The sequence below is a fragment of the Paenibacillus sp. Negev47 genome, assembly GCF_058313655.1.
This window is the reverse complement of sequence record NZ_CM177754.1, coordinates 3,817,431-3,833,548: the sequence shown is the minus strand read 5'-3', so window position 1 is coordinate 3,833,548 and position 16,118 is coordinate 3,817,431. Positions and strand designations below refer to the sequence as shown.

The following is a 16,118-nucleotide window of genomic DNA, read 5'->3' as shown; positions in this document are numbered from 1 at the left end:
CGAAAGAAGTCAAGAACGCAGGTTAAGTCCACGAAAAAGAAACGTTCAGTTCATGATGCGAACCGGTTATTCCTGAGACAGATGAATGTGGTTCTGAACAGGAAACTCAAATCCATGCGTAAACATATGGAAGTACAGCAACTGGAACTGAATCAGCAATGGCTGAAAATGATGCAGGTGGGAAGCGTACCTACCCGAGAAGTGCCAAAAGTGATCTATAAGGAGTTGAATGTGCTTCTTATTACTCCTTGTAATGACCGAGAAATGTCATCACATTGCGTCCTGATTGAACAGAGTCTGAAACATCTCGTGAAAAATGTGAATGAGATTAAATATATCGAATCCGTTTCAGCCTGCTTGTCTTCTAATGATGTTGACCTGATTATAGTCATCGGAAGCGAAGAAAACTTGCCGGATGAGAATATCACAGCATTAAGGACATCAACCGTGAAGAAGGCAATCTGGTTGTCTGCCGATCAACATGTGAATCAAAGTGAAGCTATTCTCCCGTTATTTGATCACGTGTTTACACAGCATTCAGCCCAAATAAGCGGTAATCAGCATCATATGGGAAGCACTGTTAGTCATGAACTATTGATGCCACCTAATCCACATCTGTTCTGTCCGCAAGTTGTTCCTCTGGAGTACGAATCGGATATTTATATTATCGGGGATGCAGAACCGGATGGCATTATCACCGCTTTTGCCAAATCGGGGCTTCTGGATAACAAAAAAGTTCGGGTGGATGGAAAGGGTTGGGCACAAATCGGGGATTTCTATCCTGTTCATAGGAATGAAGCTCGCCAGATGTTATATAACGGAAGCAAACTGGTTATTCATCGTGGCGAATCAATCAAAAACGTGATGGAAATTGCCGCATGCGGGACGTTTCAGCTCATAGGACCATCTGTGAATCAGAGCAACGTGATAGACCTTAGTAACTTTCATCAATACAACTCCTGTGAGGAACTCATTCAGAAGTTTGAACATTACTGGCAGAGTATTGATGCAAGGAGACTGTCCGCTAGCCATGCTTTGGCATACATGAAATATAATCAATCCCATCTGCAAAAAACTTTGCGACTGCTGGATATCATTTTCATATAAACCATCCCAAGAATCACAGGAGCGTAGGCTGCATTATGTTGCTGCATTGGAGGAGTTCTGATTGAAGGTAATTGCTCTGCATCTGCCCCAATTTCATCGGATTGAGGAGAACGACCGATGGTGGGGGGACGGTTTTACCGAATGGACCAATGTAAGAAAAGCCACGCCTTTATATTCGGCTCATTATCAGCCTAAGCAGCCACTTCAAGGGAAATATTATGATCTTTCCGATCCAGATGTACGAAAGTGGCAAGCGGAAACGGCTAAACATCATGGCATTTATGGATTTTGTTATTATCATTACTGGTTCAAAGGCAAGCGTTTGCTGGAAAAACCAGTGAATGAAATTTTGCATAGTGGGGAGCCTGATTTTCCTTTTTGTTTGTCATGGGCCAATGAGACATGGACAAGGAAATGGGACGGTCAGGAATCGGATATTCTCATTGCACAAAACTATGGGGATCGACATGATTGGGAAGAGCATTTTGACTACCTGCTCAAGGCATTCAAGGATAGACGATATATTCGAGTGGAAGGTAAGCCGTTATTTCTGATCTATAGGCCAGCCAGCATTCCTCAATGTGAGGAAATGATTCAGTTTTGGCGTGAATTGGCTTTGAAGCATGGCCTGAAAGGGATTCATTTTGTGCAGACCATTGGTGGATTCCCTACATTTAATCGTCAGATCTTTGACGCGAGTATGGAATTTGAACCGCATTATACGTTTGCACATGGACATATGAATGGAATCTGGATCGAAATGAACATTAAGGGGCAGAGACATATCGCTGTGAATTATGACAAGGTATGGTCTTCCATTCTCGAACGAACACCACACCGTAATGGGGAAATGGTCTATCCAGGTGCTTTTGTCAGTTGGGACAATACACCGCGGAGAGGCGTTGACGGTCAGAGTACGCTCGGGTCGACCCCAGAGAAGTTTGGGCTTTATCTGGCGAGACAGATGGAGAGAGCAAGGACAGTGTACAAGAGTGAATATCTCTTTGTTAACGCTTGGAATGAATGGGCGGAAGGTGCATACCTTGAACCGGATCAGAACTATGGTTACGCATATTTGAGAGAACTCAAGAAAGTAATTCAGCACGAACAACTAAATAGAAACAGGTTATAGAAGGGAGTTCCGAATGAGGAAGACTCCCTTTTAATTTGAGCTTATATGCACCATATTTACGATGTGCGAACCGTAGTTTGTCTGCGGAACTCCGTAGGCGTGAGTCCTGTGTGCTTTTTGAACTGTCTGGAAAAATAATATAAATCACTGAATCCGAGATTCTCGGCAATGGCTGTAATGGTGTTCGGGGTGCAGGTTAGCAGTTCCTTGGCTTTGTCGATTTTTTTGCCTGTAATGTAGAGGATTGGCGGAATGCCGATCTGCTGCTTGAAAAATCGAATGAAATAGTTCGGATGCATGTAGGCGATCTGGGCCAGATCCTGAACCGAAATATTCTCTTCGATGTTGGAGTCAATATAAGCCAGAATGGCAGACAGCTTCTCCATGACAGGCACGTTAATAAAGGAGATCTGATTAAGGTCAAGACCCATGATGTAATGAGACAGTAACTCGGTCAGTTTGCTCTTGGCCATCATATGGGCATAGACTTCATCGGACTTCGCATATGTAAGGATGCTGCTGAAAATCCCCTGAATCAACTCAGGTTGATCTATCGTACAGATGTGCGGGAACTTCAGGATTTGGAATAAATTAATTCCTCCCACCTTCGCACTAAAGTGACACCAGTATTTGAGAAAAGGACGATGGTTAATCACCGAGTAGGACTGTTGGATTCCCTCTGGCATTAAAATAAGTTGATTAGGCGCAGGGTAGTACTCTTCATTCCCAATCTTGAGCCAACCTTCACCTTCGCATATGAAGTAAAACTTGCTGTAATCGGGCGTGTAATCCAGATCCCGCCAATCGGTGTTGCACCGATTGTAATTGACCATGAATAAATCAACTTGCAGATTGGACAGGTAATTCGTAAGCAAAGTTTGGTGATTCATGATCCTCATCTCCATACAAGGTTATTATTGTCCATCTAAAAGTTAGTGTTCTACATGTCTATCCATGGGCCGTAGCACTACAATACAAGTGCAGACGATAACGGAAGGGATGAGAACATATCATGGACAAAAACGAATATTTGCAACAGATCGAAGCAACGATCGCCAATGGGAATTTCAAGGACAACTGGAGCTCGCTTACTGCTTTTCAAGTTCCCGAATGGTACCAGAAAGCGAAATTTGGCATTTTCATCCACTGGGGGTTATATTCCGTCCCAGCTTATGATAGCGAATGGTATTCGCGTAATATGTATATCCAGGGCTCCAAAGCATATGAACATCACCTCGCGGTGTATGGACCTCATAAGGACTTTGGATATAAGGACTTCATTCCGATGTTTCGTGCAGAGAAGTTCGATGCAGACGAATGGGCAATGCTATTCAAACAAGCCGGAGCCAGATATGTTATGCCCGTGGCTGAGCACCATGATGGTTTTCAGATGTACAAGAGCGCTATCTCTCACTATAACACATATGAAATGGGCCCCAAACGGGATCTTCTTGGTGAGATGAAGACTGCCTACGAGAAGCAAGGGCTGACCTTATGTGTATCGTCCCACCGTGCCGAGCATTGGTTCTTCATGTCTCACGGTATGGAATTCGATTCAGATATTAAGGAACCCTTGAAGCGTGGAGATTTCTATTGGCCTGCCATGCCGGAACCGGATCATCATGATCTGTATGGTTCACCTCCAACCGAGGAGTATCTGGAAGACTGGCTGATTCGCTGCTGTGAACTGGTGGATCAATATCAGCCGCGTGTCTTCTACTTCGATTGGTGGATTCAAACAGTTGCGTTCAAACCCTATCTTAAAAAATTCGCTGCCTATTATTATAACAAAGGCGAAGAATGGGGCATCCCTGTAGCCATCAATTATAAACATGAGGCCTATATGTTTGGCTCTGCTGTTCCGGATGTGGAGCGGGGACAATTCGCTGATCTCAAGCCTTATTTTTGGCAAACGGATACGGCTGTCGCTAAAAACTCATGGTGTTACACGGAAAACAACAACTACAAAACGGCCGAAGAGATCATCCGAGATCTCGTCGATATTGTAAGTAAAAATGGCAATCTGCTGCTAAACATAGGACCCAAAGCAGATGGCAGCATACCAGATGAAGACCGGGATATCTTGCTGAAGATTGGCAAATGGATGGAAGTGAATGGCGAAGCGATCTATGATACAACATTCTGGCGCACGTATGGCGAAGGTCCGACAAAGGTGAAGGAAGGGCAATTCACGGATGGGGATACCAAGGTTTTCACGAGTGAAGATATACGGTTTACGGTAAAAGAGAGCAATCTGTATGCCACGGTACTTGCATACCCGGATAACGGAGTGGTCCACATTAAATCCCTGAAGGATAACTCTCACCATTTTCAAGGAGTCATTCAGGACATTCAGGTACTTGGCTACGAGGAACAACCGGAATGGGAAAGAACAGCAGACGCACTGACGATCACCACAACCAATGTGAAGAGTATTGCGCCTGTCGTTTTCAAAATTAAACTGGATTAGATGTGAAAAGGAACCGGCAAAAGCGCCGGTTCTTTTTTGTTTGTAATTTCATAAGTGGACTATTATCTGAGGGGAGTGATAGTAATATAGGGTCTATTGGTCTATTTGAACCGTGTTTTATGGTTGAATTTGCGTGAATGCGAAAATTGCAATTAGGGGTACAAGCGACATGAGACACATAAAAGCATTAAATAGACTTATTTTCTATATTTTTCAATAAAAGTGCTTGTATATATCGAATAATGATTCTATACTATACCAATAAAATACAATTAAATTCCTAATTGACTAGTATATGTAATTTAAATGTTTTCCAACTCACTCGAACCACGATCGAAATTCTGATTCACTACTCCTTAGCAAGCGTTCTGCTAACGCTCCAGATCACCCTTCCACATGAATGCTTATAGACATTCACACTCGTTTGCATGACTCAAACACCCAAACCTTTCATTCTCAAGTCTTAACCTAAGTCGTTCAAAATCTCCTAAACTTCCAAGTGAAAAATCATAGACTGATCCAGCTATCTTTTCTGACTCATATTGTTCCCTAACCAGACCTGTAAAGGAGGTGAGGCTTTATGTGAAACCCAGGACGTCTATTTCGTTCGCAATAAAGGTTATTTTACCGTGTTATTCTGCAGAGAAGGGCATATGTACCAGACTAAATTACAAAACCGGGTAAAAGGAGTGGAAAAGTTTGATAAAGATTAATCGGTTACGCAAGCCCATCTCCATGGGGCTCTCGCTTCTCCTTGCATTTTCGATCATTCATCCGGTTTCAGCTGAAAACTCCACATCATCCAAATTGGATATGAAATCTGGACTTGCCAAAGTTACGGAGTCCAAAGTAAACGCCAAGTTGACCAAAGAATTCGAAGGTAGTGAATATGTTACCTATCTGGTGAAAATGAAGGAACAGGTGGATACAGCAGCAGTCTCCAAACAGGCCCTGGAAAAAGCGACCATCGCCAAACAAACGGCCTCAGCCACGAAGCTGTCCGTTCGTAATTCGGTCGTCAGTTCTCTGCGTGAAACGGCCTCACGTACACAATATACATTGGAAAGTTATCTGGAAAAGGAAGTTGACTTGGGTAAGGTCAAAGAATATAAAAGCTATTTTATCGTCAATTCACTGGCAGTAACGAGTACGAAAGAAGTCATGGAACAGATTGCACTGCTGCCTGAGGTAGAGAAGGTTCTACCGAATGAGACGCGATACTTACAGAAAGCGGAAGTGAGTAAAGAAGCGGCGAGCGCGCCAGCCAAGGATTCTGTCCAAACGCCAGCTAAAGATGCAGCAGTCGGTGTTAAAGATAAGGAACCTGTTGCCAAAGACAATCTAACAACCGAGAACGTGGAATGGAACCTTGATTACATCAATGCACCAGCTGTGTGGGATCGGGGCATCGACGGAACAGGTATTGTCGTAGCCAATCTGGACAGCGGTGTGGACTATACCCACCCGGCACTTCGCAGTAAATGGCGGGGATTGGATGCTTCGGGAAACATCGTTGATCCCGAATTGAGCTGGTATGATCCGCACAGTAATGCTGCCCTACCTGCGGACGAAGACGGACATGGTACTCACACAATGGGTACGATGGTTGGCTCCGAAGCAGATGGCACCAACCAGATCGGGGTTGCTCCCGGTGCAAAATGGATTGGTGTGCGGATATTCAATCCCGAAACAACCGATGCCATTATTCTGGATGGCGGACAGTGGTTGATTGCTCCGGTGGATGCGGAAGGCAATCTGCATCCTGAACTTGCACCGGATGTCGTCAACAACTCATGGGGCGGAGGCGCAGGACTGGATGAATGGTTCCGTCCTATGGTTCAAGCTTGGCGTGATGCGCAGATCTTTCCCGAGTTCTCCGCGGGTAATGTAAGACTGACGAATCCGGGTGGTCCCGGCTCTGTCGCAAATCCTGCCAATTACCCCGAAAGTTTCGCTACGGGAGCCACGGATATTAATGGTAATCTGGCTTCCTTCTCGCTGCTGGGTCCATCTCCGTATGGAGAGATTAAGCCTGAAGTATCTGCCCCAGGGGTAAACATCCGTTCAGCAGTTCCAGGCGGTGTATATGAGGGAGGCTGGAACGGTACTTCAATGGCAGGCCCGCATACGACTGCACTTGCTGCACTACTGCTTCAAGCCAACCATTCCTTGACTGTGGATCAGCTGGAGCAGATTATTATAGATACAGCGACGCCGAGAACGGACAGCCAGTATCCGACCTCCCCTAATAATGGGTACGGTCACGGCATTATTAATGCCCTCGATGCTGTGGGTTCGGTACTCGAAGGAATCGGCACAGTATCCGGCAGAGTGGTTACAGCCGGAGATGATCTGGAAGAGCCGGTACTGGCACATACCCCTATCAATTCTGCCTTTACAGGCATCGATATACCATTAACCGCTCATGTGACAGATAACGTCGCGGTAGTCTCGGTTGAGGCTTTTGCCAAAACGACAGGCACCAACCAATACGTTTATCTACCGATGAATCGGATTGCCGGAGATAACAAAGATGGGACGTATACAGCAACAATCCCTGCTTTTCTTATTGAACCGCAAGGTGTAGAGTATTATATCCGCGTGAACGATTACGGCAACAACGGATTCGAAAGTCAGGTATATAAAGTGGCTGTGTCCAATGGTGTTCAGCCAGGATATCTTCAGGATTTTGAAGAAGATCAGCTGGGCTTCACGACTGGTGGGACAGGAAGTACCTGGGTATGGGGAGCACCGACCAGTGGTCCTGGAAGTGCATACTCCGGTGACAAGGTGATTGCAACCAATCTGCAAGGGACTTATGTGGCGAATAGCAACGCATATCTGCTTGCGCCACCTATTGATCTAACCGAGAGTCCAGAAGGTGCGTTATTATCCTTCAAGCACTGGTATGACCTGGAAAATAACATCGACTTCGGCAAGGTATACATCGCTTCCGAGGATAGCGATTATGTGTTCGAAGAACGGTTAACCTTCACGGGTACAGGTGGCAATTGGAAGACGCAATATGTGGATCTTCGCGAATACGCGGGACAGCAGGTGTTCATCAAGTTCAATCTGACGAGCGATAATTCAGTGCAAAAGGCTGGCTGGTACATTGATGATTTCGCTGTAGAAGAACTGGATGAGATTGCTCCGGGCGCTCCTGCCGGATTGTCTGCGACCGCCGATATTCTGGGTAATGTAGCCTTGAGCTGGACTGGTCCGAGCGATGAGGATCTCGAATCCTATGTCGTATATCGCTCCACAACCACAGGTACAGGATATGAATCCATTGGAACTGCAACAGGAACAACGTTTACAGATACCGCTACGGTGACGGATTCGACCTATTACTATACCGTTGCTGCACTTGATTATAGTGGCAATGAAAGCGACAAATCGAACGAGGTCTCCATTACAGTAGAAGTGCCTCAGGATGTCTACATCGATCATTTCGATGGCAGTGATGATCATGGCTGGACTCATTCGGGGACCAAAGATGAATGGGAACGCGGTACTCCGGTAACGGGACCTGCCAGCGCCGTTTCTCCGCCGAATGTCTGGGCGACTGATCTCGACAATACGTACGAGAATGGCTCCAACTATTCACTCGTATCTCCAGTCATTGATTTGACCGATGTGTCCGAAGGAACGCTCACGTTTAATCATTGGTACGAGATTGAGAGTGGATACGATTACGGATATGTGGAAGTCACCAAGGATGGTGGGACCACATGGTCAGAACTGGGTAAATTTTCACACAGTACAAATGGCAAACAATGGACACCCGTATTTTATGACCTGGATGCACTTACCGGCAATGAAGTTCAATTCCGGTTCCGTCTGACCTCAGACAACAGTGTCGTGAAGACAGGTTGGTTCATTGATGATTTCCGTGTACTGGGAGTTGCTGTGGAGACAGTAACCGAGGACAGTGCGGTTGTTCTTAACAGTGACAAACCGAAACCGTCCTATGATAACCCTTGGTACAAAATTTCACGGACAGATAAAGCAGAATTTAACAAAACGAAGCAGCAGCAACCGGAAGTTGAAAAACCAGAAACAGGTTCTGTTAATCCGCAAAGCCTGCCAGCAAGTGCAACGGTAACCGTGCTCGAAACCGGTCGTTCGGTGAAGACGGATTCGGCTACGGGCAAGTATAGCTTCACACACGTAGCTGGTGATTACACGTTAAAAGCTGAGGCATATGGATACTATCCTCGAACTCAGCAGGTAACGATCACAGACGGCAGTGGGGCGAAAGTCAACTTTAATCTGGAGGCAATCCCGCATGGACAGATTGAAGGTGTAGTAACCGATGAGCGGACAGGCCAACCACTGGCTGATGCTTCTGTCCTCGTGGTGGAAGATGCCAAGGTAGGTGAAGTTCGCACAGGTTCAGATGGCAGCTTCGATATTCAGGTATTGGAAGGAAGCTACACTCTCTCCATCCGGGCTGCAGATTATTACAGTAAAACCGTCACTGTAACTGTACCTGGTAATGGAACGGCAGAGGCAAATGTTGCCTTGAAACCATTCATCGGTTTCCCTGGGGAAATTGCTTATGATGATGGAACAGCAGAGAATGCAAGAGCTTTTGTAGCTGCTGACAATGCCTGGGCGGTTCGAATGACACCAGAGCTGGAAACTGCACAGCTTACAGGCGCATCGTTCCGATTCTGGAACACCGAATGGCCTGTACCTGGAGGTACAGCGTTCCAATATGCCGTCTATGATGCATCGGGCGCTGGCGGAGCGCCGGGAAGACAGCTGGCTGGACCATTCGATGGTACTGCACTTCGTAACGATCAATGGACAACCGTTGAATTCCCGGAACCAGTGATTGTAACGGGTGATTTCTATATTGTGTATGTACAAAGCGTAGCCGGAACAAGCGCTCCGGGATTGGCTACCGATGAGAATGGTGTGAATGCAGGTCGAAGCTGGCAGCGTGTAGGTGGGGCTTGGAGCACTGCACCTGCAGAAGAAGGTAACTACATGGTTCGTGCAGTCGTGAGATATCCGGTGAATGCACCGGTAATTACAGCACCTGCGAACACGTATACGAATCAATCGACCTTTAACGTGTCGGGCACGTCTCCTGCATCCGGAGCTCAGATCAAGATCTACAACGGCAAGGATCTGGCTGGCACCACAACTGTAGCGAATGGAAAGTTCTCATACGGTGTGAAGCTCCGTTCAGGAATTAATGCGATTACTGCAGAGGCCGTGGTGGACGGGAAAACAACCGACCGTTCACTTCCAGTCGTCATCATTCTGGATCAGACCCAACCGCAGTTGACGATTCTCACGCCAGCTCAAGGGGATCGAATCAATGCAGAAGTTGTTCACGTAACGGGTAACGTCGTGGAACAATTCCTCGATAAGGTAACCGTTAACGGACAAACCGTACAAGTGGGCAAAGACAGAAGTTTCAGTCACCGCGTATTGGTCAATGAAGGCGAGAACACGATTACCATTACAGCAACCGATATCGCTGGCAACAAAACAACCGTAACCCGCACCGTCTACGTGGAAACGGCATTGCCAGAACTAACGAATATTACTCCGGCTGAAGATGTTCGAATCACATCAGGGGAGAGTGTTACCGTTTCATTTGATAGTAAACCTGGTCTGCAGGCATCTTTCCGAATTCAGTTACCGCTGAATCTGAATGACCAAGGGGCAGGAGAGATTCCATTAGTGGAGACCGAACCTGGCCGTTACACAGGCACATACACGACACCTTCATCCCTTGTTCTTGATGGCGGAGTTATTGTGATTCGTGCTCAGGATGCAGCCGGGAATAAAGTAGAGGCGGAAGCAGCTGGACGATTGTTCGTCAGTGCAGCACAAGAACAATCAGTTCCAGAACCAGATTCGAGCCCAGCCGAAACGGAATCTAGTGAATCTAGTCCACCGTCTACTGAGGGTCTGCAACCATAATTATTCGAAGTGTGACACGGATGAGAACTGTGTTTTGAAGATTCAAGCAAGAAGCCGACAAGCCGAAGTATCAGGGCTTGTCGGCTTTTTGTTGTATCTCTTTTTGCATCTGGCGCCTAAGATTCGTTCAAGAAACTTGCATATACTGCATGGTCTGGAGCCCCAGGAGTAACGAAAATACGATAACAGGAGGAGTGAACTGTGGGAGTAGATCCATTACAACGATCCCAACCGTTACGAAGTAAATGGCTCAAAACCAAAATGCTGCTGAATAACTCGGCTATCCAACCGTTTATCCCCGACACGCAGCGATTTAGCCAATCCAACCTGAAATCCATGCTGGCCAAATATAGAATGGTATATATCAAACCCGAGATAGGCACCTTTGGAATGGGCGTGATTAAGGCTGAGATGCACAATCATCAACATTTTGCCTACCAGATCCATCAAAAGCGTCTGACCTTCAATAGCTTCGAGTCGTTCCATCGAAGTCTGACCCATGTGGTTAAGCATAAAAGCTATCTCATTCAGCGAGGTATTCATCTCCTTCAACATAACAACAGGCTCTTTGATATTCGGGTTATGGTCCAGTTGAATCCCCAACTGGAATGGGAAGCGACGGGTGTCATCGGCCGTCTGGGTCATCCGAAGAAAATCGTGACCAACTACCATAGTGGTGCTAAGCCAATGAGCATTCACACTTTACTGAAATCCCATGCTTCCGACAAACGAATCAATGAATTGATCCGGGAGATGAATCGCTTGGGTATCGACATAGCCCGACATATGAGGAAAAAATACACGCGTTTGAAGAGCATTGGGGTGGATATCGGGCTTGATCGAAGTCTAACGCCATGGATTATTGAGGTGAATGCCAAGCCAGATCCCTATATTTTCAATCAGTTAAAGGACAAGACGATGTATCGCAAGGTGATTCGATATTACCGTCAGGCTACGATGAAATGAAGTGATTAAAAGTAACTTATGCGACCTAAATGCCTCGAAAACGTATATATCCCTTAAGTCTATATCAGATGGATAGGGAGATGAATGATGAGAACACAAGTGAAAATATTTGAAAATGCAAGCGCTATTGAGTTGGAGAAAGAAATGAATGAATTTTTAAACGGGATTAATAGTGTGGATGTAGTGGATATCAAGTATTCTCAAGTAGTCGTTTCTAACGGTGGTTATGTTATAAATCATTTCTCGGCTATGGTTATTTACACCAAATAAATTTAATAATGAGCCTTTGAAAATAAAGCATCCATCGGGATGCTTTATTTATGTTCCACAGTAGAGAGGGTATTTCTTATGTTGGAAGTGAAGTACATACAAAATAATACCAAGCAAGTATTTCGGAAATTATGTCGTGATTTTATACATTAATTGTCGTGAGTTCCTATTAAAAATAGATTAAGTCTGTGATAACTTATAGATAAATGTCAGAATATTATATAGTATGGAGGTAAGACAACCGTGACCATTCGAATTGGAAAAATTAGCATGTGGCATGTTCATGCATGGGATTACATCAAGCAGGCACAGGAACATGAGGATACGGTCATCGCCGCCGTGTGGGATGAAGATGCCAAGCGGGGACAGGAAGCTGCTGAACGCTTAAACGTACCATACTATGCTTCACTCGAAGATATGCTGGCCAAGGATGACATCGATGCCGTTATTGTAGATGCGCCAACCCGCATCCATGAAGAGGTGATCACCGCTGCTGCAAAAGCAGGTAAACACATCTTTACAGAGAAGGTTATTGCGTCGACACAGGCGGAATCCAACAGAATCCTTGATGAGGTGAAGGCAAACAAGGTCAAAATGACAGTTTCCTTACCACGTCTGAATGCAGCATATACGTTAACGATTCAGGATGTGCTTAACCAGGGATTACTTGGTAAAGTGACTTATGTTAGAGCGCGTTTATCGCATGATGGAGCAATTTCCAACTGGTTACCTGAACACTTCTATGATCTGAAGGATTGTCAGGGCGGTGCGCTGATTGATCTGGGCTGCCATCCGATGTATCTGGCCAAACTGTTTCTGGGTCAGGAAGTAACAGCGGTTAATGCGAATTTCGGATATATTACAGGCAAAGAAGTGGAAGATAATGTAGTCGCAACCTTGTTTACGGATTCTGGAGCAGTCGGCGTTGTCGAAGCTGGTTTTGTGAACAACCATTCTCCGTTTACGATTGAGGTTCATGGTACGGAAGGTACGCTTCTATACGGGACACCTGAAGAAAAGCTATTGATTCGTACGAAAGCAGCACAGGGACAATATGATGACTGGACTGAACTTCCTTTGGCTGATCAAAGAGAAAGCGCATTCAATCAATGGGTCGCACATATACAAAATGATACGGATGCAACTGAAAATGTGCAGATCGCTATGGAACTGACCCGGTTGATGGAAGCTGCGAATCTCTCTGCGAAGGAAGGACGCAGAATCGCCCTGAATGAGTTGAAGGCTTAAGTTTTATTAAGGAGGTATGCAATCTTGAGCCTGTATCCTTATGAGAAAATGCTTGAACGGCAGGATCTCCTGGAGAGATTGGATATTTCAATGGTATGGGGACATTATGAGATTCGCGTGATGCGATTTCATCTGACTTCATTTCCAGCGGGCCGAGTTGTGGATTTCCATAATCATGCGGAGTTCGAGTTCCATTTTATCCCGAGAGGTAAAGGCACAGTTATTCTAGATGATCAGACACATGCACTCTCGGAAGGGATGTTGTATTTGACTGGACCGGGTGTCGTTCATTATCAGGAGGCAGATGCCAAAGAGGATATGGATGAACTATGTCTTCATGTGGATATCGTTCACAAGCCAAGGGAGCATGTCGATCCCTGGGAAGCAGCAGAATCAGAGGAAACGATTGAAAAGCTGAGAACACTTCCGCTTACTCCGGTGAATGATTATCATCGGGCGATGCATTGCTTTTTGGAAGCCTATGAGGCATGTGATCAGAAATGGTTAGGTTATTACACGTCGATCAAGCAACTGGTCATCAGCATATTACTCAAAACCGTGCGAGCATACGACACCGGGGGGGATCGACCGGAAGCCCCTGTCCGGGATATGTCGGTGTATCGCTATGAGTATGCAGTGCAGTATATGGAGGCGAATCACCCTACAGGGGTCACACTGGAGCATGTAGCGGAGAAACTTCATATCAGCAGCAGACAATTGCAACGAATCTTCTATCAAGTACAGCCGGAGATGCCGTTCAGCCGCGTACTGGAGGATATTCGCCTGCGCGCCGTGTGCCGCAATCTGGAGGGAAGTAACGTATCCATCGAACAGATCGCTCTGGCTTCAGGCTTCAATAATGCCAACTATTTGCATGCTGTATTTCGCAAACGTCTGGGGATGACCCCGTCGGCTTTTCGTAAAATGAAACAACCAATACTTAAGTGAGGGTGAATATATATGAGTAAAGTATATCGTATCGGAATTATTGGCTGTGGTGGAATCGCGAATGGCAAACATCTGCCGAGTCTGAGTAAACTGGATAATGTTGAACTGGTGGCTTTCTGCGATATCGTTCAGGAACGTGCAGATGAAGCCAAGCAGAAATATGGCTCTACTGATGCTGAAGTCTACACGGATTATCAGGAATTGCTTAAGGATGCGTCTTTGGATATTGTGCATGTACTTACGCCGAATATTTCTCATGCCGAGATTTCCATTGCTGCCCTGGAAGCAGGCAAACATGTCATGTGTGAGAAGCCAATGGCAAAGACATCTGCTGAAGCACAGCTCATGCTGGAAGCGGCGGAGCGTACCGGCAAGAAACTGACGATTGGATACAACAACCGTTTCAGAGAAGACAGTCAGTATTTGAAGAAAGTGTGCGAAGCTGGTGAACTGGGTAATATTTATTTTGCCAAAGCACATGCGATTAGACGTAGAGCAGTACCGACTTGGGGTGTTTTCCTGGATGAGGAGAAGCAAGGTGGCGGTCCATTGATTGACATTGGTACGCACGCACTCGATCTGACGCTCTGGATGATGGATAACTATCAACCGAAGGTTGTGCTGGGTACGACCTATCATGAGCTTTCACAACGTGAAAATGCGGCCAATGCCTGGGGCCCGTGGGACCCGAAACAATTCTCGGTAGAGGACTCGGCCTTCGGCATGATTGTGATGGAGAATGGGGCAACGATTATGCTTGAATCCAGCTGGGCACTGAACTCACTGGACGTGGATGAGGCCAAATGTAGCTTGAGCGGCAGCGAAGCGGGTGCGGATATGAAGAACGGACTGCGCATCAATGGCGAGAAATTCAGCCGTCTATATACCAACGAGATTGAACTGAGTGCTGGCGGAGTAGCTTTCTACGACGGTAAGAGCGAGAGCGCACCGGATGTCGAGATGAGAAAGTGGATTGAAGCGATTGAGAATGATCAAGAGCCGGTGGTCACACCGAAACAAGCGCTGGTTGTATCTCAAATCCTGGAAGCACTCTATGAATCTGCTCGCACAGGTAAAGCTGTGTACTTGAATAACGCTAGCGAAGCATAGAACAGAACAGAAAAAAAGGATAGATTAGATTGCATTGGATTACAGAACCCTTTGTCCTGTTATATGGGACATAGGGTTTTTGGTGTAATGGTTACTAGCTATTGGTCCATACCAGACTCTATTTCAGCACATATGATGAGAGAAAAATGAGCTGAAAAGAGGTTATATTTTGACTGAAAACAAAACGAATCACGGTGTTTCCATTGTTGTATGTACCAACCGGCCGCAATTTTTTGACAACATCCTGCAAAATTACAGTCGGCAGCGTTATAGAAGCAAAGAGCTGATCATTGTCCTGAATCATGACAATATGAATCTGGCATTATATCAAAATCGGGTTCGAAAACATGCCAATGTTCATGTATACCAAGTTCCGGAGAGCATTTCGCTAGGACAAAGTCTGAACGCCGGCATGACAAGGGCTCGCTGTTCGCTGATTGCGAAATTTGATGATGATGACTACTACTCGCCGTTTTATTTGACAGAACAGGTGAGAGAACTTAAACGGACCAAAAGTGATATTGTAGGCAAACATTCGTGTCTCGTCTATTTGGGCGCGTCCAAGACATTGTTGGTCAGATCTCCCGCAGAAAAGAATAAACCGGTTGAATTCGTACAAGGCGGTACCTTGCTGTTCAAAAGAGAGGTTTTGAAAAAAGTCCGCTTCACGGACCGTTCTATTGGGGAAGATGTAACCTTCCTGAGACAATGCAGGAAAAGAGGATTCAAAGCGTACGCGACCTCTCCATACAATTATGTCTATCACCGCAGACAGAACAAAAAAAGTCATACGTGGAGAGCGGATGATAGCTTTTATCTGGAGGGAAGCACGAAACTTGCAGTTACGGAGGATTTCAGACCCTATGCTAATAAGAAGTTATAGAGGAGTTTCAGAACAGCGATCGGAAGGTTGTTCTGTCA

11 protein-coding genes are annotated in these 16,118 nt (G+C 45.8%); 10 read left to right on the top strand and 1 reads right to left on the bottom strand.

Going from position 1 to position 16,118, the window contains the following annotated elements; translation table 11 throughout:
• The first annotated feature begins 114 nt into the window (after positions 1–114).
• Both AC4G47_RS17125 and AC4G47_RS17120 read left to right on the top strand, forming a co-directional pair.
• A complete protein-coding gene (locus tag AC4G47_RS17125; protein ID WP_491101951.1) occupies positions 115–1,107 on the top strand; it encodes a CgeB family protein in 993 nt (330 codons plus the stop codon).
• A 61-nt stretch (positions 1,108–1,168) separates the two neighbouring features.
• Positions 1,169–2,239, top strand: coding sequence for a glycosyltransferase WbsX family protein (locus tag AC4G47_RS17120; RefSeq protein WP_491101950.1), 1,071 nt, complete (start codon positions 1,169–1,171; stop codon positions 2,237–2,239).
• 56 nt (positions 2,240–2,295) lie between these two features.
• On the opposite strand, the gene AC4G47_RS17115 is transcribed toward AC4G47_RS17120, so the two are convergent.
• Complete coding sequence (locus AC4G47_RS17115; protein WP_491101949.1) at positions 2,296–3,129, bottom strand: AraC family transcriptional regulator; 834 nt, start codon at positions 3,127–3,129, stop codon at positions 2,296–2,298.
• Between the two features lie 122 nt (positions 3,130–3,251).
• Here AC4G47_RS17115 and AC4G47_RS17110 point away from each other — a divergent pair, with 122 nt between their 5' ends.
• The 8 genes from AC4G47_RS17110 (at position 3,252) to AC4G47_RS17075 (ending at position 16,080) form a co-directional block, all read left to right on the top strand.
• Positions 3,252–4,709 (top strand): alpha-L-fucosidase, encoded by a 1,458-nt coding sequence (locus AC4G47_RS17110; protein WP_491101948.1) that lies wholly within the window; start codon positions 3,252–3,254, stop codon positions 4,707–4,709.
• Positions 4,710–5,408: 699 nt separating this feature from the next.
• Complete coding sequence (locus AC4G47_RS17105) at positions 5,409–10,655, top strand: S8 family serine peptidase (protein WP_491101947.1); 5,247 nt, start codon at positions 5,409–5,411, stop codon at positions 10,653–10,655.
• Between the two features lie 201 nt (positions 10,656–10,856).
• Positions 10,857–11,621, top strand: a complete 765-nt coding sequence (locus AC4G47_RS17100; protein WP_491101946.1) for a YheC/YheD family protein — start codon at positions 10,857–10,859, stop codon at positions 11,619–11,621.
• An 87-nt stretch (positions 11,622–11,708) separates the two neighbouring features.
• A complete protein-coding gene (locus AC4G47_RS17095) occupies positions 11,709–11,891 on the top strand; it encodes a sporulation protein Cse60 (RefSeq protein WP_458126736.1) in 183 nt (60 codons plus the stop codon).
• A 243-nt stretch (positions 11,892–12,134) separates the two neighbouring features.
• Positions 12,135–13,139, top strand: coding sequence for a Gfo/Idh/MocA family protein (locus AC4G47_RS17090; RefSeq protein WP_491101945.1), 1,005 nt, complete (start codon positions 12,135–12,137; stop codon positions 13,137–13,139).
• Between the two features lie 24 nt (positions 13,140–13,163).
• Entirely contained in the window at positions 13,164–14,087 is a 924-nt protein-coding gene (locus AC4G47_RS17085; RefSeq protein WP_491101944.1) for a helix-turn-helix domain-containing protein, read from the top strand.
• Between the two features lie 12 nt (positions 14,088–14,099).
• Positions 14,100–15,197 carry a Gfo/Idh/MocA family protein gene (locus AC4G47_RS17080; protein WP_458126739.1) on the top strand — a complete coding sequence of 366 codons (1,098 nt, stop codon included), beginning with the start codon at positions 14,100–14,102 and terminating at the stop codon, positions 15,195–15,197.
• Positions 15,198–15,366: 169 nt separating this feature from the next.
• The gene (locus AC4G47_RS17075) at positions 15,367–16,080 is read left to right on the top strand and encodes a glycosyltransferase family 2 protein (RefSeq protein WP_491101943.1); all 714 of its coding nucleotides are present in this window, start codon (positions 15,367–15,369) and stop codon (positions 16,078–16,080) included.
• Positions 16,081–16,118 lie beyond the last annotated feature (38 nt).